The 16,270-nt window shown below is 67.9% G+C and carries 17 protein-coding genes; 9 read left to right on the top strand and 8 right to left on the bottom strand.

Features of this window, described 5'->3' with window-relative positions; all coding sequences use genetic code 11:
• Positions 1 to 111 precede the first annotated feature (111 nt).
• Entirely contained in the window at positions 112 to 825 is a 714-nt protein-coding gene (gene bdcA / locus HT136_RS13030) for an SDR family oxidoreductase (protein WP_214200202.1), read from the bottom strand.
• 142 nt (positions 826 to 967) lie between these two features.
• Between bdcA and HT136_RS13035 the strand changes: the two genes are divergently transcribed.
• Entirely contained in the window at positions 968 to 1,927 is a 960-nt protein-coding gene (locus tag HT136_RS13035) for a LysR family transcriptional regulator (RefSeq protein ID WP_214200203.1), read from the top strand.
• 19 nt (positions 1,928 to 1,946) lie between these two features.
• Here HT136_RS13035 and HT136_RS13040 read toward each other — a convergent pair whose 3' ends face one another.
• On the bottom strand, positions 1,947 to 2,198 hold the full coding sequence (locus tag HT136_RS13040; protein WP_246543673.1) for a hypothetical protein: 252 nt from the start codon (positions 2,196 to 2,198) through the stop codon (positions 1,947 to 1,949).
• 58 nt (positions 2,199 to 2,256) lie between these two features.
• A complete protein-coding gene (locus tag HT136_RS13045; protein WP_214200205.1) occupies positions 2,257 to 5,652 on the bottom strand; it encodes an acyl-[ACP]--phospholipid O-acyltransferase in 3,396 nt (1,131 codons plus the stop codon).
• 264 nt (positions 5,653 to 5,916) lie between these two features.
• On the opposite strand from HT136_RS13045, the gene HT136_RS13050 reads away from it, so the two are divergent.
• A complete protein-coding gene (locus tag HT136_RS13050; RefSeq protein ID WP_214200206.1) occupies positions 5,917 to 7,155 on the top strand; it encodes a tetratricopeptide repeat protein in 1,239 nt (412 codons plus the stop codon).
• A 49-nt stretch (positions 7,156 to 7,204) separates the two neighbouring features.
• Complete coding sequence (locus HT136_RS13055; RefSeq protein ID WP_214200207.1) at positions 7,205 to 7,696, top strand: lysozyme inhibitor LprI family protein; 492 nt, start codon at positions 7,205 to 7,207, stop codon at positions 7,694 to 7,696.
• A gap of 17 nt (positions 7,697 to 7,713) precedes the next feature.
• On the opposite strand, the gene HT136_RS13060 is transcribed toward HT136_RS13055, so the two are convergent.
• The 3 genes from HT136_RS13060 to HT136_RS13070 form a co-directional block, all read right to left on the bottom strand.
• Positions 7,714 to 8,517 carry a hypothetical protein gene (locus HT136_RS13060; protein WP_214200208.1) on the bottom strand — a complete coding sequence of 268 codons (804 nt, stop codon included), beginning with the start codon at positions 8,515 to 8,517 and terminating at the stop codon, positions 7,714 to 7,716.
• 32 nt (positions 8,518 to 8,549) lie between these two features.
• Positions 8,550 to 9,284, bottom strand: a complete 735-nt coding sequence (locus HT136_RS13065; protein WP_214200209.1) for a hypothetical protein — start codon at positions 9,282 to 9,284, stop codon at positions 8,550 to 8,552.
• A gap of 75 nt (positions 9,285 to 9,359) precedes the next feature.
• The gene (locus HT136_RS13070; protein WP_214200210.1) at positions 9,360 to 9,848 is read right to left on the bottom strand and encodes a hypothetical protein; all 489 of its coding nucleotides are present in this window, start codon (positions 9,846 to 9,848) and stop codon (positions 9,360 to 9,362) included.
• A gap of 211 nt (positions 9,849 to 10,059) precedes the next feature.
• Between HT136_RS13070 and HT136_RS13075 the strand changes: the two genes are divergently transcribed.
• The gene (locus tag HT136_RS13075) at positions 10,060 to 10,617 is read left to right on the top strand and encodes a TetR/AcrR family transcriptional regulator (RefSeq protein ID WP_246543674.1); all 558 of its coding nucleotides are present in this window, start codon (positions 10,060 to 10,062) and stop codon (positions 10,615 to 10,617) included.
• Positions 10,618 to 10,730: 113 nt separating this feature from the next.
• A complete protein-coding gene (locus HT136_RS13080; protein ID WP_214200212.1) occupies positions 10,731 to 11,870 on the top strand; it encodes a 3-oxoacyl-[acyl-carrier-protein] synthase III C-terminal domain-containing protein in 1,140 nt (379 codons plus the stop codon).
• 168 nt (positions 11,871 to 12,038) lie between these two features.
• Here the strand turns inward: HT136_RS13080 and HT136_RS13085 are convergent, their stop codons facing one another.
• Positions 12,039 to 12,635: a hypothetical protein gene (locus tag HT136_RS13085; protein WP_214200213.1), complete on the bottom strand. Its 597-nt coding sequence runs from the start codon at positions 12,633 to 12,635 to the stop codon at positions 12,039 to 12,041.
• Positions 12,593 to 13,510, bottom strand: coding sequence for a hypothetical protein (locus HT136_RS13090; protein WP_214200214.1), 918 nt, complete (start codon positions 13,508 to 13,510; stop codon positions 12,593 to 12,595). The genes HT136_RS13085 and HT136_RS13090 overlap by 43 nt, the downstream gene beginning before the upstream one ends.
• Before the next feature lie 220 nt (positions 13,511 to 13,730).
• On the opposite strand from HT136_RS13090, the gene HT136_RS13095 reads away from it, so the two are divergent.
• Genes HT136_RS13095 through HT136_RS13110 form a run of 4 tightly spaced genes read left to right on the top strand, consistent with a single transcriptional unit; the run spans position 13,731 to position 16,250 of the window.
• Positions 13,731 to 14,258, top strand: a complete 528-nt coding sequence (locus HT136_RS13095) for a hypothetical protein (RefSeq protein WP_214200215.1) — start codon at positions 13,731 to 13,733, stop codon at positions 14,256 to 14,258.
• 16 nt (positions 14,259 to 14,274) lie between these two features.
• Entirely contained in the window at positions 14,275 to 14,871 is a 597-nt protein-coding gene (locus HT136_RS13100) for a hypothetical protein (RefSeq protein WP_214200216.1), read from the top strand.
• Positions 14,864 to 15,544 (top strand): hypothetical protein, encoded by a 681-nt coding sequence (locus tag HT136_RS13105; protein ID WP_214200217.1) that lies wholly within the window; start codon positions 14,864 to 14,866, stop codon positions 15,542 to 15,544. Before HT136_RS13100 ends, HT136_RS13105 begins: the two co-directional genes overlap by 8 nt.
• Positions 15,545 to 15,569: 25 nt before the next feature.
• Entirely contained in the window at positions 15,570 to 16,250 is a 681-nt protein-coding gene (locus HT136_RS13110) for a hypothetical protein (RefSeq protein ID WP_214200219.1), read from the top strand.
• Positions 16,251 to 16,270 lie beyond the last annotated feature (20 nt).

Consider the following 16,270-nt stretch of genomic DNA (forward strand, 5'->3'; position numbering starts at 1 on the left):
AGACAAGGGCGATCGCACGAGGCGGGGACAAGCCTCGCTCGTCCTTGCCTTGTGCGATCGCCTGCTGGCGGCGCTTTGGGGATTGCGGGCCGCAGGTGGCCGGTCCGGCCGTCAGGCGCCGAAGCCGCCGTCGATCGTCTGCATCGATCCCGTTATCATCGCGCCGTGGGGGCCTGCGACATAGGCGGTGAGTTCGGCGACTTCATCGGGCCGCGCGTGACGCTTGATCGCCATGAAACCGTGCATGGTTTGCGCCATCGGCCCGTCGGCGGGGTTCATGTCGCTGTCGGTGGGCCCGGGCTGGATCGAATTGACCGTGATCCCGCGTGCACCAAAGTCGCGGGCAAGACCGCGGACCATGCCTTGTACGGCCGATTTGGTCAGGGCATAGGCCGTCGCTCCGGCAATCGGCATGCGATCGCCGTTGACCGATCCGATGACGATGATGCGCCCGTTCGCGTTCATGCGCCGGGCGGCTTCGACGGCTGCGTGGTAAGGGGCGCGGACATTGACGTCGATCATGTGGTCGATGGCGTCGGCCTCGATCTCGAGCGGGTCTCCCATGACCAGCGTTCCAGCGGCGATGACGAGGATGTCGAGCGCGCCGCGCCCGGCGACCGTGGCAACGAGTTCGCTGCGGTCGGCGCTGTCGGCCTGGATGGCGCTGGCGCCGGTCTCGGCCGCGAGCTTTTCCGCAGCCGGACGTGAACCGGCATAGGTGAAGGCAACCTGGCCGCCACCGGCGGCGAAGCGGCGCACGATGGCCGCGCCGATGCCGCGGCTTCCCCCCAGGACGAGGATGTTCTTGTCGGTGAAATCGTTCATGACGTATCTCCTTGGTTCAGGGCGGGAGGCGATGCCGCGTGATTGCGACTGGGGCTCTCGACCTCTGGACCTGATCATGAACCTGGAGCATTGTTCGGACTAGCCAGCGAAACATGGTTCTAGTTGACGGGAAATCCGAACGATGATGAAGCTCGATGGGGTCGTCGCCTTTGTCATGGCCACCGAGGCCGGCTCGATCAGTCTGGCCGCCCGGCGGCTTGGGCTGGCCAAGTCGGTCGTGAGCGAACGTCTCGCCGAACTCGAACGCACGCTGGGAACGACACTGATCCAGCGCTCCACCCGCCGGCTTTCGCTTACCGGGAGCGGCGAGACCTTCCTGCCCCGCGCCCGGCGGATTCTGCGCGAAGTCGAGGAGGCGACCTCCGAACTGGCCGTGCGCAGCGGCAAGCTTGCCGGACCGTTGCGCATTTCAGCGCCTGTCGGGTTTGGCGTTCTCCATCTCGGGCCCGCTGTTGCGCGCTTCCTGAGCGACTATCCCGAGATCGACCTTTCGCTCGAACTCGACGACAACTTCGTGGATGCGGCCAGCGGCGGCTTTGATGCCGTCCTGCGGCATGGCGCGGTGGGGGACGGGCGCCTGATCGCCCGGCGGCTGGCGCGCAGCCAGCGCCTGCTGGTCGCCTCGCCGCGCTACCTGGAGCGGCATGGAACGCCGGCCGCGCCCGTCGACCTCGAGCGTCACCGCGCGATCCTCTATTCGAACCGGGCCAGCGACTGGCGGTTCTCGGCGGCGCAGGACCACGCGGGACGCGCGCAACACGGCTGGACGGTAATCCGTCCTCCGGCCGCGCTGCGCGTCAACAGCGGCCTCATCATGCGCGACATGGCCATCGAAGGTCTTGGCATCGCCCTTTTGCCGACCTTCTTCATTCACGAGGCCCTTGCCGAGGGCGCGCTCGTCGAAGTCGACGTCGGGATGCAGGCCGAACAGGCCGAACTGTTCCTCGCCTATCCCAAGGACCACGGCGCCGCCGCCAAGATCCGTGCCTTTGGCGACAGCCTGCAGCGCACTTTCGGCACGCCGCCCTATTGGGAGCGAGGGGAGGCAGGCCATGCGCCGGACGGCTCTCAGCCTGCCTGACCCGGCCCGGACCCGTGCGTCAGGCGGCGGGGCCGGGTTCGCCAGGTTCGGAAACGAGCGAGGCCGAGATCGCGTCCGAGGCTTCGCGGGCCTGCGCGGCGAGCTCGTCCAGGGTCTTGGCGGTGTCGCGCAGCAGGCCGTCGCTGATCTCGCGCTCGCCGTTGACGAAGCGGCGGATGGCGCGTTCGTCGATCCGCAGGCGGCGGGCAAAGGCGGTCGTCCCCCCAAGGAGCTGGACGCAGTAGGCGAAGTGGTCCTGTCGATCTTGCATGGGGGCGATCATAGCCTGTCCAGCGGCCGAGGCAATGCACCCGGCGCATGGATGCGGTTCACGCGGCGGCCATTTGCCCCAGCGTCACGTAGTCGACCTTGCCGGTTCCCAGGACCGGGAGTTCGTCCAGCACCCGGATTTCGCGCGGGATCATCAGCTCGCTCACGCCATGCGCCTTGCCCCAGTTCAGGAGGGCCTTGGGCTCGGCGTCACGGGCGGTGGTGAACAGCACCATCTGCTCGCCCTTGCGGAGATCGGGGCGGGTAACGAGCGCGTGTTCGGCCCCGGGCCAGACCTGGGCCGCGTAACCCTCGACCGCCGGCAGCGAGACCATTTCCCCGCCGATCTTGGCAAAGCGCTTGGCGCGGCCGCGAATGGTCACGTAACCCGCCTCGTCGAGACTGACGATGTCGCCGGTGTCGTGCCAGCCTTCGCCGGGGGCCTGGAGCGTGCCGGGGTCGGTGGCCAGCATGTAGCCGGCCATCACGTTGGGCCCCCGGATGTGCAGGCGGCCCCCTTCCGCAATGCCGGGGACGTCTTCGAGCCGTGCCTCGATTCCGGGCAGCAGGCGCCCGACGGTCCCGGCGCGAAAGTGCATCGGGGTATTCACCGCGATCACCGGAGCGGCCTCGGTCGCGCCGTAGCCCTCGAGGATGCGCAGGCCGAACTTTTCGGCATATGTGCGCCGGGTTTCCTCGCGCACCCGCTCGGCGCCCGCGAAGATGTAGCGCAGCGAATAGAAGTCGTAGGAATGCGCCATGCGCGCATAGCCCGAAAGGAAGGTATCGGTTCCGAACAGGATCGTCGCATTGGCATCGTAGGCCAGCGCGGGGACGATCCGGTAGTGCAGCGGGCTGGGATAGAGCACGGTGCGGATGCCGTTCAGCAGCGGGAGCAGGGTGCCGCCGGTGAGCCCGAAGCTGTGGAAGGCGGGCAGGGCGTTGAGCACGACGTCGCTCGAGTTGAAGTCGATCCGCGCGGCGAGCTGCGCGCAATTGGCAAGCAGGTTGCGGTGGCTGAGGACGACGCCCTTGGGGGTTCCTTCCGAGCCGCTGGTGAACAGGATCACCGCCGGATCCGAAGGGCGGATGCCCTGGCGGCGATGGCGCGCGGCGGCGCGCGGGCTGGTGATGAGAGCCCACAGCTTCTCGCCCGCGCGGATGCTCGCGGCGAGGTCTTCGAGATGGACGATCCGCACGCCGTCCTCTTCCAGTGCCGCCGTCAGAGGTTCCAGCCCGGCCTGCTCGACGAAAGCGCGCGCGGTGACCACGGTGCGGACTTGCGCGGTCGTGCAGGCCGATCGCACGCTGGCCGGGCCGACCGTGAAGTTGAGCATGGCCGGAACGCGGCCGATCGCCTGGAGCGCGAAGAACGTGACGGCAACGCCCGTGACGTTGGGCAGGAGCACGCCGATTGCCTCGCCCTTGTCGCTCAGGCGTGCGAGCCGCTTGCCGAGCAGGGCGGAGGCGGTGATCAGGCGCCGGTAGCTCAGCGGCTCGCGCTTGACGTCCTCGACCACGAGGGTGCCCGCGCCATGCAGCGCGCGCGCGTCGCACAGCGTCTCGAACAGCGTACGCTCGATCCGCGAGGTGTCGAAGATCATCCGGCTCATCTCGTCGTAGAGGCGGCGCCCGGCAATGGCGCGGCGTTCGCGCGCGCTCATCTCGCCTTCGATGGCGAAGCGGCGCGGCGGCAGGACGGTGAGCGTCACCTTGGGCAGCCAGTGCCGGCGCACTTTGCCGCGCAGACGCGAGAAGGGGGTATATTGCGGTCCGTCGAGACGCACCGGGATGATCGGCGCGTTGGCCTTGTCGGCCACCATGCCCGGGCCGTCGAAGACTTTCATCAACGATCCGGTCACGGTGATGCGCCCTTCGGGGAAGATCACCAGCGTGCGGCCCTCGCGCACCGCCTTGACCATCGCCTTGGCCGCCATCGGGTTGGTCGGGTCGACCGGGAAGGCGTCGAACAGGCCGAGGAACGGCTTGATCCACCAGGCCCGGGCGATGTGGGTGTTGACCGCGAAGGTGGGCTTGCCCGGCAGGAAGGCGCCGAGCAGCACGCCGTCGAGGAAGCTGACGTGGTTGACCACGACGACGCAGCCTTCGCCGGGGGCGGGCATGTTCGCGATGCCGCTCACCTCGACCCGGTAGAGCAGCTTCAAGGTCAGCTTGATGACCGACTTGAACACGGTGTCGGGCAGCAGCCACATGCTGGCGAACGCCACCCCGAGCGTCGCGAAGCCGAGCACGCCGATGAGGCCGGGCACGCCGGTCCCGGCGGCCAGCAGGCCGGTCAGGGCGAGCACCACGAGAACGGTGATCCCGGCGTTGACGATGTTGTTGGCCGCGATGATTTGCGAGCGTTCCTCAGGGGGGCTCTCGACTTGCAGAAGCGCGTAGAGCGGCACGATGAACATGCCCCCCGCAACGGCGATCACGAAAAGCGCAAAAAGGATGTGCCAGGCGCCGGGCGTTGCAAGGAACTGGCCGATCGTGGCTCCGGCGGTGCGGACCTCGAAGCCGCTGGTGGCCAGCCACAGGTCGAGCAGCCCGGCGGCGAGGACGAGTGCGGAGACGGGGACGTAGCGCGCCGAGACCTCGCCGCCCAGCAGCCGGTTGACGAGCATCGAGCCCAGCGCGATCGCCAGCGAGAACACGATCAGGAACAGCGTCGCCACCTCCTGGCGCGCGGCAAGCGTGCCGCTGACCAGCGGGGCGAATTCCGAAACGAGCACGGCACCGGCCGCGAAGAACCAGCTGATGCCCAGGATGCACAGCCAGACGCCGCGCCCGCCACGCGCCGTGCGCAGGATGTCCCAGGTGCCCTTGAACAGGTTCCAGTCGAGGTGGTGGTGGTCGCGGATCGGCGGTGCCGCCGGGATCAGCAGGCTGGCGAGGAACCCCGCGCCCGCAATCGCCATGGCCGCCAGGCCCGCCTCCCAGGCCGGGATCGCGCCCGCCAGCAATTGCCCGCCCAGGATCGCGAGGAAGGTGCCGCTCTCGATCAGTCCCGTGCCGCCCAGGATCTCGTGCGTGCGCAAGTGCTGGGGCAGGATCGAGTACTTGACCGGGCCGAACAGCGTCGAGTGCAGGCCCATCAGGAACAGCGCGCAGAGCAGCGCCGGGATCGACTGGAACCAGAAGCCGGCAAGGCCGAGCGCCATGATGACCACCTCGGCCAGCTTGATCGCGCGGATCAGGCGCGCCTTGTCGATCATGTCCGCAAGCTGTCCCGCGAGTGCCGAGAACAGGAAGTAGGGCAGGATGAACAGGCCCGTCGCGACGGCCGCGAGCATTTCCGCCTTTTCGGGCTGGGTCGCGAAGAGTCCGAAGTTGGCCAGGAACAGCATGGCGAACTTGAGCAGGTTGTCGTTGAAGGCGCCCAGGAACTGGACGAGGAACATCGGTCCGAAGCGGCGCCTGGCAAGAAGCGAAAAATCGGGAGCGGACATGTTCGGATCCTTGCGTTGCGCGGTGCGGGCGGCCAGCGGCGGGCACGTCTTGGCCCGGGTGCGGCATTGGTAGCAGATCGGGCCGCGCAGCCCATCCTCGATCGCGGTCGGCGAGAACCTGGCTTTGCGGATCGAGAGGATTCGTAACCCAACAAATGAGCATTGTACAATTTTTATTTGAACGCCGGTCATTTTTGGTTAGGTTGCGGGGGAGAGAGCTATCCAGTCGAGCCGTCGGCCTCGCAGATCGAAGGGAATTTGAAGGTGTTTGCCACGCAATTCGCGAGCATCGCGTTGTGGACCTCGGCGCTCGCCGCGGCCCCCTCGCCCCAGATCCCGGAAGGGGTTTCCACGTGGATGGCGCCAGAGCCTTATCCCGCCAATTCGGAGCAAGTCGACGCCGCCGTCGCGCGGCTCGGCGCGGTGATGGAGCAGGCCCAGGCGCTGGAAAAGCAGGGCAGGTATCCCGAGGCCGAAGCGTATTGGCGCGAGGCTTTGCGCCAGCGGCGTTGGCTGCTGGGCGAGCGCGACCCGTTGGTGGCGCAAGGGCTTGCCCGCCTTGCCGGCAATCTGGAGCAGCAGGGCCGCTATGAGGACGCGGAATTGTTGCGGCACCAGGCGACGAGGCTGCTGCAGCTGGCCTCGCCCCGGAAGACCGATACCCGCCTCGCGTTGGCCGATGCCTATTCGGCGCTCAGCTACAATCTCACCAAGCAGGGGCGTGCGCGCGATGGCGTTGCGGCCGCCAACGCGGCGCTCGAGGAACTGCGCCAGGCCCATAAGAAGCATGGCCTCGAGGCGGCGCAGGCCTATTCGTCCCTCGCTCTGGCGCTCAATGCGCAGGGCTACGCGGACGCGGCCGAGACGGCTTATCGCGAGTGCCTTGCGATCCGGCTCAAGAAGCTGGGCAAGGACGACCTCGATACCGGCACCGCCTACAACAACCTCGCCGTCGCGCTGAGCGGTTACCAGCGCTACGACGAGGCGCACATGATGTTCGTGAAGGCCCTCGACATACGCCGCAAGAACGGCACCGTGCCGGACCTCGTGGCCGAGACCGAAGTCAATACCGCGCTCAATCTCGACGCGCAGAAACAGTTCGACCGCGCCGAGGTGCTCTACAACCGGGCGATCGCGACCTGGACCTCGCTCTACGGCGCTGAGGACGTGCACACGGCCACGGGGTACAACGGCCTTGGCATGAACTATTTCCGGCGAGGTCGGTTCGAGGAGGCGCGCGGGCAGTTCGCCCATGCGGTGCGCCTGCGCGAAGCGGCGCTGGGACACGACAATGCCCTCACGGGCGAAAGCTACGGCAACCTCGGCCTTGCCGAAAAGGGCCTCGGGCGCGACGCGGACGCGCAGCGCGACCTTGAAACCGCGCTCACCATCAACGAGCGCACGCTCGGCCTGTTTCACCCCGACAGCAAGGCGCTTCGCGAATTGCTGGGCCTTCCCGAGCCCGTGATGGTCAATGTTCCGCCGGTTTCGACCCCGCGCTGACGCCTTCGGGCGCCCTTCCCATTCTTTTCCGGCTCGAAAGGAGCATGGTATGATGCGTTCGAAGATTTTGCGCGGAGCGGTCCCGGCGCTGCTTGCCGTGCTTGCCGCGTCCCCGGCGCTGGCCGCTCCCGCGCACTCGAAGGCAGCCGGAGCGCCTCTGGCCAAGGACGATCCGGCCTGGCTGGACCAATGCGTAAAGCAGGCCGAGGCCGAGGGCGACAACGATACCTTCGGGTGGGGGCGCTGCATGCTCGCGCACCGCGAAGCGCTCGAAGCGACGCAAACGGCGCTTCTGGCGCGGATCGACGCGCACCTGGCGAGCAAAGGACCGCCGGGAACCGACTACAAGGCCGGGGCTGCTTCGCTCGCCACCGCACAGCGCAACTGGCAGGCGTTCGTCGCGGCCGATTGCGGGCTCATCGCCAATGTTTTCGGCGACGGCACCGCCGAGGGGCTTGCCGAGGAGGAGTGCGTCGTCCTGCACGCCCGCGCGCGCAACGCGCAACTGCGCACGTTTCTCGACAACTACTTCGGGAATTGAAGCTCTTTCGCACCCGTTCAGGGGCGGGGGATGTGGGGACCCTCAAGCCGTTCCTGGCCCTCGGGCGGTAGCGCGATGTGCACTTCGAGCAGGCAGCTCGTCGCCATTTCTTCGGCCGTGGGCAGGCCGTTTTTCTGGTGTTGCAGGCGCATCGTGAGGATGCGTCCGTCGGCGCCGTGGAACAGGGGGTAGCCAGCCCCTCCGTCGGTTACGTACATCTGCGAGATCGAGGTCTCGTCCTCCCACCCCGCCGCCTTGGCCGCTTCGGCGAGCGGTGCGGCGGTAATGCAGGTGCCGGGCTGGCCATCGCCCGCGTCCGGGAACAGGGTGAGCCAGATGCTCACGTCGAGCTTCTCGATCGGCAGGAGCCGTTCGGGAAAGAGCCCCGGCTCGAAGGCCGGGGGCAGTGCGTCGTCGAGCGGAAATGCGGCTTCCTTGATCCAGAGGCGCGCCTTGAGCCCGTTGGCCCCGCGGATCCCCATGCCGTAGTCGGCGATACGTGTGGCGTCGTAGGACGTCGTCAGGGCCGGCAGTCCGAATTGAAGCGCGAGGCTTGCAGCCTGCTCGCGCGTGGTTGCGGCGTGTTCGATCAGGTGGATGATCTTCTGCTCAAGTTCGTTGGCGTTGTAAGGACAGGTCGCGGTGCGGCCGGGCCGCAACAACTCGGAATTGCGGGGTTCGTCGGGGCCGGGCTGGCAGAGCGTCGCGCGCGCGGGCGAGGATGACGAGCGTTGGGGGGCGTCACCGGTCTGTGCCAAGGCGGGGGAAACGGCGCCGAGCAGGGCGGCCGCGGTGACGGCAAAGGAAGCAAGATGACGCATCGGGATGAAACTCCTGGGCGAACGGGGCCGGATCACGGCGCGGTGAAATCCGTGCAAGCGGGAAGCGGCGCATCGGGCACATATCGCCCGGCTGCCGCGTCGAAGCGGTAGTTGCGCACGTACGAGCAGGTCGGATCGGTGACCTCGATGAGATCGTCTTCGCCGAGCGGCGCCATGGCGAGCGAATCCGAGGAGCGGCTGACCCCGCGCGGGAAGGATGTCGCCAGCACGGCCAGTTGCAGGTCGGGCAGGCCGCCGGACGTGCCCGCGCCGACCTTGAGATCGCTCTCGAGCGAATATTCGTCATGGCAGGCCCCGCGCCGCCGCTGCGCGTCCTTGTCGTCGAAGCAGGCGCGGATCGCGATGTCGCTTGAATAAGGCGCCTCGAGAACCGCGACCGGCTTCTGCCCGGGGCGTATCAGCATGAGGCGCCGCGACACGACTTCGGCATTGCCGCCCGAATACATCCGTGTCCGGCGCAGGCCCACTTCAACGAGAAGGCCGGTGCCGCCGCGAAGGCGCAGGAGCCGGGGCAGCACGCGGAAGCTGGCACGCTCGTCGGCATCGGTCGCCTGCCACTGCGCCAGGGGCTGGCCGTGCAAGGTCACCGCGAAGGCGCCTTCGCGCGATCCCGAGACGCATACCGCGCCGTCGGCGGTGCAGGAAGGGGCCTGCGCGCCGGTCTCTGACAGCGGTTCGAATGCGGGCTGGTCCGCTTTTGGGGTGGTGGTCGCCAGCGCGGCGGCGATGATCAACAGGCTGGGCAAGGCGCGGTCCTCGATGGCTGGAGCTTGAAAACGGCGATCGCCGCGTTGCGGGTGAAGGCGCAGGCCATGGGTCCCTCAGCTTGCCGACTGGAGGAAGGCGCGCCAGGACTGGGCCCAATGGCGGCGCTGCGCGTCGCTTGCCGAGCGCACGCCGCAGGCCATCAGGCCCCCTGCGGCGTCATCCGCGAACACAGGCTGGCAGTCCCAGAGCGAGGCCGGCAAGCGGTCCGGCCAGGCGGTCACCACGCTGACGATGTGCGCCTGGTCTATGCCCAGCAGCATGTCGAAGTCGTCGTCGGCCTCGCGCGCCGACCACATGCACGAACGCTCGAAATCGAGGACGTCGCTTTCGTTCGGACCGCAGGCCTCGGGGTGGCCGGGATGGAGCAGATCGAGAAAGGCCTTGCCGCGCGGCGACGTCACGCCGAGGTCGGCGGCGGACAATGCGCCAAGGGCAACGACGGCGCGGTCCGGCGCACCGTGTGGCCCGTTGCCGGCCGCCAGGGCCGGCTGAGCGGGCAGAACAGCCAGGGCGATCAGCGCCGCGATGGGTCGTGCGAACATAGGCGAATATCCTTTGGGCAGGTGGCTGCAGCGCAATTGTCTCGGGTGGAGACGTCGCTCCCGACCCGCACAAGCTCTCTCTTGGACCAAGGCATAAAGTGAAATTGATCATCGATCAATTAAAAACCTGTGCTGTACATTTCGACGCCTTGTGTTAACTATGCACACTATGGGACGTCGATCCGATCACAGCCGCAAAGAGCTGGAACAGATGTTCATCGTCGAAGGGCACAAGCACATGGCGGACGTGGGCTTTGCGCGCTTCTCGGCTCGGGAAGTCTCGAAACGGATCGGTTACTCGATCGGCACGCTTTACAATGTCTTCGGCACCTACGATCACCTCATCATCGCGATCAACACGCGCACGTTTACGCTTTGGACCGACTATCTGCGCGAGGCGCTCGGACGGGGCGAGGAGGACCGGATCCGCACTCTGGTCGAGGCCTATTTCGGTTTCGCGCGCGCGAATCGCCACGCCTGGATGGCAATCTACGACCACCATCTCCCGCCCGACCTCGAATTTCCGCCCGAGGATCATGCCCTGCGCGGCCTGTTGACCGACATCGTCGTCGACGAAGTGCGCGCCTTCCTGCCGCCCAGCTGTCACGAGGAGGCGGCGCGCCTCGCGCGCTCGCTGGTGGCCACGGTGCATGGCCATTGCATGTTCGAACTCAATGGCTCGTTCGCTCTCATGGGCGAGAGCGAGGGCATGGCGCTGGCTCTCGCGCGCGTCCGCGAAAATCTGGAAGCCGCCCGGGCAAATTGCTGAGGCGCCGCCGCCTGGAAAAATTGAGCGCCGTCCAGAATTATATTGAACGATGATCATAATGTTGGCATTCAGGGCCCTCCACCCGTCCGTCGAGACCTTGGGGAGTCCGCGCAATGCGTGCCTACATCACCGGATCGGGCCAGTTCCTGCCCGGAGAGCCGGTCCCTAACACCCGGATGGCCGACCATATCGGCCGTCTTTCGGCGCAGGCGGAGCGGCTCGGTCGCCTGACCCTGCGGCGCAACGGCATCCGTACACGGCACTATGCGATGACGCCCGAGGGGACGACCGACTGGACCCTCGCCAGGCTCGGCGCCGCCGCGCTCGACGATCTTTTCACGCGCGCGCCGCGCGACCGGCGCGAGATCGGCTACCTGGCGACGGCGACCACCCAGAACGACCTGCTGGTGCCCGGTTTCGCCAGCGGCCTTCACGCGGCCTCGGGCCTTCCGCCGCTCGAGATTGCGAGCCACCAGAGCGTCTGCGCCAGCGCGATGATGGCGCTCAAATCCGCCGCGCTCCAGATTGCCGCCGGCGAACATGCGGCCGCGCTCGCGCTCGGTGCGGAATTCTCGAGCCGGTACTTCCGTCCGGGTCATTACCGGGAAACCGCGAGCCTGGCGCCGGACGACACCTTGCCCGGCGATGCCGAATTCCTGCGCTGGACCTTGAGCGACGGGGCCGCCGGCGTGCTCCTTGAGGACAGCCCTGCCAAGTGCGGGCTGTCGCTGCGGATCGAGTGGATTTCGCTGCGCTCCTTCGCCGACCGTTTCGCGCCCTGCATGACCGGCGGCGCGGTCGCGGACGGGCAGGGCGGCCTCGTACCCTGGAGCCATTTCGCCAGCATCGGCGAGGCCGCGCGTGCCGGCGCCTTCCAGTTGCGCCAGGACGTCGAGGCGCTCCACCGCATGTTGCCGGTGTGGCTTGGCGAACTCATGCGCCTGGTCGACGAGGGGCGCGTCGATCCCGCGCGGGTCGATCACTTCCTGTGTCATTTCTCGGCGCGCAGCCTGCGCGACGAGATGATCGCGCTCGCCCGGCGGGCCGGATGCCTGATCCCCGAGGAGCGCTGGTTCACCAATCTCTTCGACAAGGGCAATGTCGGCGCCGCCTCGCTGTTCCTGCTGCTCGACGATCTCTTGCGTTCGGACCGTCTGGAGCCGGGGCAGACCGTGCTATGCGCGGTCCCCGAGAGCGGGCAATGCGTGATGGCCTATGCCTTGATGACCGTGGTCGAAGGCGAGGGCGGGTGAGCGGCACCGGGGCGATGCAGTCGGCGTCCCTCGATAAAGCCACCGACACGGCGTCCTGCGCACGCTTTGGCGAGCCCGGCGGCAGGCTGCTGCGGCTCCTCACCTGGACCGACACGCCGCAATTCTACCCGAACGGGATCACGGCGAGCCCGCGGACCTGGCCCTGGATCAGCGGCGGCTCATGTAGAAGCCGGTGCGGTCGAAGTCGTCGCTCCGCGTGGCGAGATAGGCCGCCTCGGCCGCGTTCTCCAGATCGCGTATCGAAATCCGGTCCGGCAGGTCTATGAGGCGCTCGCGCCAGGCGGCAAATCCGGCCGGGTCCCGGGCATTCGCCGAAGCGGAGAACTGAAGGGGCAGGCGGTAGACCGGTATCCGGACGCCCGCATCGACAGGCTGCATGTATTGCGCGCGCAGGCGCCGTTCGGAGGCGTCGAGTGGGCGGCTGCCCGAAGGCTGCGCGGCAAAGAACTCGACGCGGGCGACGATCGTCGAGGCGGTCTGCGCGGTGCGCAGCGCCGGATCGACCACATCGATGCGAACCGCCTCCTCGTCGATTTCGCAGGTCAAGGTCTCGGGTGGGCGCAGCGCAACGCCGATCGCGAGGACCTCGTCCGCAAGCGCCCGGCGCCGTCGCTCGTCGCGCTGAGCCACGGCCTGCGGGCGGCCCCGTTGCAGAAGGGCCAGCGCGCCCGCAGTGCCGAGCAGGACCGCGCCGAGGCCGATCAACCCTTGCACGTCACGCCATAGTCCGAAACGGTGGGCCATTCGCCGTCGCCCACGGTCGTCACCGAAAGGTCGCCGGCCGGGCCTGTGTATTCGAAGCTGCAATAGGCCATGCCCGTGCCCGAGCAGCTGTCGACCTCGACGACGCCCTGCTGGACCAGGTCGTAGGCGCGGCCATCCTCGATCTGCGAGACGGGTTCGGACCTGGGGCGCGGATTCCAGCCCGCCTTGAGCAGCAGGGTGCGCGCCTTGTCGATCGGCAGGTCCTGGATCTTGGGCACGGCGGCCGTGCCGGTGCACACCGCCTCTTTCGCGGGCATGGGGGCGATGCGGATGGCGCCGTTCGCGCCGATCGAGATGATCGCCGCGTTCTGGTGCAGGACATCGCCATCGCGGATGCGCAGCCCGCTCTCGCCCGCTTCGACCAGGCCGATCGCGAGGTCGTCTTCCTTGCGGCCATAGGCGATCGCCTGGATCTTGCCGTCCTTGAAGAACGCGAGGTTGCCCTTCTCGAGCGTGCAGGTGCCGCTGGTGCCCGGCTCCATCGCGCCGGCAAAGCTGACGAGCTCGTAGCCGCCCTGGCTGGCCTCCCCGGTGACCGCCCAGCCCGCGTCGCGCACCGCCCTGGCGGCTGCACTCGCGGGCTTTTTCACGAACTGGCTGCAGAATTCCTGTCCGCTCGCGCCGCCCTTGTGGACGGGCACCTCGGGGACGGCGGCAAGGCGGATAGCGGGTGCGGTGGACGTCAGCGAGAGTGCGGGCGAGGCTTGCGCTTCGACGGCGGGGCTGTCCGTCGCCTCCACGGGTGGTGTGCCGCTGTCGTCCGGTGTGGGTGCCTGCGAGGAGCACGCGCCCAGCGCCAGCAGCAAGGGCAGCGTGAGGTGAGGAGGGGCCAGGCGGGAAGGGGCAACGCGCAAGGGTCATTCTCCAGCAGGGGGACGTGTTAAATCAACATCGCTCAATTTATAATTTGACAACGATCAATTAGCTTGTCAACTTCGGAAAATCGAACGATGCGCAATGTCCGGAAGATCGCTTTTGCCCATCCGCAGGGCCAGGCGGTCGCGATCATCGATTGCATATGGGCGGACCTTCGTGAACCGGCCGTCGGTTCGGGGGAAGAATGGAGACGTGCCGATGAAAGCCGGATTGGCCACAGTGTTGACCTTGCCGCTTGCCGCGAGCCTGTTCCTGGCAACACCGGCCGATGCGGCTTCGGGCGCGCTCGCGACGGTGGCGGACGTCCGCGCGGCGCTGGAGGCCCTCAAGCCCGAGGACACGGCGGCCAGCGCGCCCGAACTCGACGCCCTGATGTCGCGGCTGTTCCCGGTTGCACCCGAAGGCCTGCCCTGTGGTGCGCCGGGGTCGCTGCTGTCTTCGCTCGCGCTGTGCGAGTGGCATGCGCGCGCTGCGCAAGAGGAGGCGTTGCCCGACCTGTTCGTCAGCGTTTCGGCCGAGACACTGGACAGCGTCGTGTTCTGGGGGCGCGAACCGCTGCGCTCCTCCACCTGGGCCTGCACGCAAGTGACAGGCCGCAAGGCGGCGGTGGTGTGCTTGCCCCGCACGCTCCCTGCGGCGCGGCGCGAGACACTTGTGCGCGAATGGACGCAGACGCTCGAACGGTTCACCCGCCCCGCGGACGGGCCTGCGCAGACACAACCATGAAGAGGGCCTTTCCCCGATGAGACGCACGCATTGGGCCATTGGGGCCATGCTCTTGGCGGCCACTTCGGCCTGTTCGTCCGAACCGCAAGGCGCGGCGGCCGTCCAGACCAGCACGGCCGCGAGCGAGGCGAGTGAGGGCGCTGCGGCGGCAGAGGCGCGAGCACCGGCGGCATCGGCGTGGCCACAGGGCCGTGAACGCGCTGCGGCTCCCGCGCCGGAACCCACGCCGGTGGTCGGCCCGCCGGTTCCCGATCTTGCGCGCTATCTTGGCAAGAACCCGTTCGAGGCGGTGGACGGCACGGACTTCCTGCACCACCCACGGGTGCAGGATGCCGTCAGGGCGGTGGTGAAGGATGCCGCCATCCGCAAATGGGTCCTCACCGCCGGGGCCAACCCCTGGAAACCGGTCTGGCGCCACGGCGCGGCGCTGGTTACGGCGGGCTGCCAGCAACATGGCTGCGAGCAGCGCTCGTGGACGATCGTCATGGATCCGGCGACGGGATCGGCGCGGGTCTGCTTCGAACGCGATGGCACCAGCCGCTGGTATGACGCTGAGGGTGTCGCGGTCGCCACCGGTTCGTGCCCGTTCGAGGAGGATGACCTGGTTGACTGACGCGCGTCGCACCTGGCCTGCTCTCGTCGCGGCGGCTTCGATGCTGTTGCTGCCGGCCGGGACACCGGCAAGCGCCGCACAGGTATCGGTGCCGACCGAATCCATGCCGTGCGCCTTGACGGCCTGGCTATCGTATCGCGCGAAGGCACCAGTGGCGCTCCACGCGACGCCATCTCGGGGGGGCGAGGTGCTTGGCCACCTCCCGGTCTGGACGCGCGCGCAGGAAGAGCGCCCCAACGTCGAGTTCGACGTGGTCGCGGCCCGCTCTGGCTGGCTCAGGATTGCGCATGTCACCGATGAGCAGGCGCTCGATGCGGATGGAAAGCCCGTCCCGCCACGCGCCATTCCCACGACCGGAGGCTGGATCGAGGCCGACGCGGCCCAGGTCGGCATCCAGTCGTCGATCGGCTACGCCCGGCCCGACCCGGCGGGCGAGGTAGTCGTCGACCTCGGCGAGGACTGGCTGACCGACATGGGCGAAGTGACGGCCATTCGGGGGTGCGCGGGTCCCTGGTTGCTGATCGAATACCGCATCCATCACGAGCGCGCCGCCACAGGTGTGCTGCGCGAACGGCCCGAAGAAGCGCGCAAGCGCGAGATGGCCTGGTTTCGCGGAGTGTGCAGCAATCAGCTAACGACGTGCGACCAGGCCTCGGTCGACGTGCGAAAGTAATGCCGAACCCTCGAGGAACGATCCGATGAAGACGCCCTGCCTACCGATTGCCTTTGCCGCGCTAGCTCTGTCGGTCTCGCTTCCCGCGATTGCGGCCGAGCCTGCGGTGGCCTCCGAACCCGAGGTGACCGCTCTGGATGCGCGCATTGCGGCCGAACTGCACCGGCTCGACTTGGGCCTCGATCCGCAATCACGCACGCTGCTGCGCGACAACCAGGACATGTGGTCCGCCTGGACGCGCGAGGCGATGGCAAAGGCGCAGACGATGGTTGCGGACGGCGAAGGCACGGACGCGGATCGCGCGGAGCTTGCCCAAGCCCTGCGCGCGCAGCGGCTGTCCTTCCTGCACGCGCTCAAGACCGAAGGTCCAGAGGGGCTGAGCGGCGGGTGGGGCAACGGTCTCACCGAAGTGCTCGTGGACCGCGAAAACGACCCTCGCGCCAAGCTGGTGTCGATCACGAACGTTATGGGCGCGCGCGACGCGGTGTGCGCGCTCGAAGGCGCCGTTCGCGAAGATGCCACGGGCATCACGATCACGCCCGCGTCCGATCCCCGGCACCCGGTCCACCTGCACCGTCAGGGCATCGCCCTGGTGATCGAGGGCGCCGTCGTACCCAAGGATGACGCGACGCGCGGTTGCAGGTTCGATGGCGCCTACTTTCCTATCGAAGGGGCGGACAAGATCATGCCCTGGCTCGTTAACTAGCCCGACCACGCGCCAGGGCC

The organism is Novosphingobium profundi, assembly GCF_018491765.1.
In the GTDB taxonomy this organism is placed as follows: Bacteria; Pseudomonadota; Alphaproteobacteria; order Sphingomonadales; family Sphingomonadaceae; genus Novosphingobium; species Novosphingobium profundi.

What these genes read in the sequence shown, in the direction of transcription:
- HT136_RS13100 (WP_214200216.1), top strand. Translation starts at nt 14,275, where the DNA reads ATGAGACGCACGCATTGGGCCATTGGGGCCATGCTCTTGGCGGCCACT.
- bdcA (WP_214200202.1), bottom strand. Translation starts at nt 825, where the DNA reads ATGAACGATTTCACCGACAAGAACATCCTCGTCCTGGGGGGAAGCCGC.
- HT136_RS13080 (WP_214200212.1), top strand. Translation starts at nt 10,731, where the DNA reads ATGCGTGCCTACATCACCGGATCGGGCCAGTTCCTGCCCGGAGAGCCG.
- HT136_RS13110 (WP_214200219.1), top strand. Translation starts at nt 15,570, where the DNA reads ATGAAGACGCCCTGCCTACCGATTGCCTTTGCCGCGCTAGCTCTGTCG.
- HT136_RS13040 (WP_246543673.1), bottom strand. Translation starts at nt 2,198, where the DNA reads ATGCAAGATCGACAGGACCACTTCGCCTACTGCGTCCAGCTCCTTGGG.
- HT136_RS13045 (WP_214200205.1), bottom strand. Translation starts at nt 5,652, where the DNA reads ATGTCCGCTCCCGATTTTTCGCTTCTTGCCAGGCGCCGCTTCGGACCG.
- HT136_RS13085 (WP_214200213.1), bottom strand. Translation starts at nt 12,635, where the DNA reads ATGGCCCACCGTTTCGGACTATGGCGTGACGTGCAAGGGTTGATCGGC.
- HT136_RS13055 (WP_214200207.1), top strand. Translation starts at nt 7,205, where the DNA reads ATGATGCGTTCGAAGATTTTGCGCGGAGCGGTCCCGGCGCTGCTTGCC.
- HT136_RS13070 (WP_214200210.1), bottom strand. Translation starts at nt 9,848, where the DNA reads ATGTTCGCACGACCCATCGCGGCGCTGATCGCCCTGGCTGTTCTGCCC.
- HT136_RS13060 (WP_214200208.1), bottom strand. Translation starts at nt 8,517, where the DNA reads ATGCGTCATCTTGCTTCCTTTGCCGTCACCGCGGCCGCCCTGCTCGGC.
- HT136_RS13035 (WP_214200203.1), top strand. Translation starts at nt 968, where the DNA reads ATGATGAAGCTCGATGGGGTCGTCGCCTTTGTCATGGCCACCGAGGCC.
- HT136_RS13095 (WP_214200215.1), top strand. Translation starts at nt 13,731, where the DNA reads ATGAAAGCCGGATTGGCCACAGTGTTGACCTTGCCGCTTGCCGCGAGC.
- HT136_RS13075 (WP_246543674.1), top strand. Translation starts at nt 10,060, where the DNA reads ATGTTCATCGTCGAAGGGCACAAGCACATGGCGGACGTGGGCTTTGCG.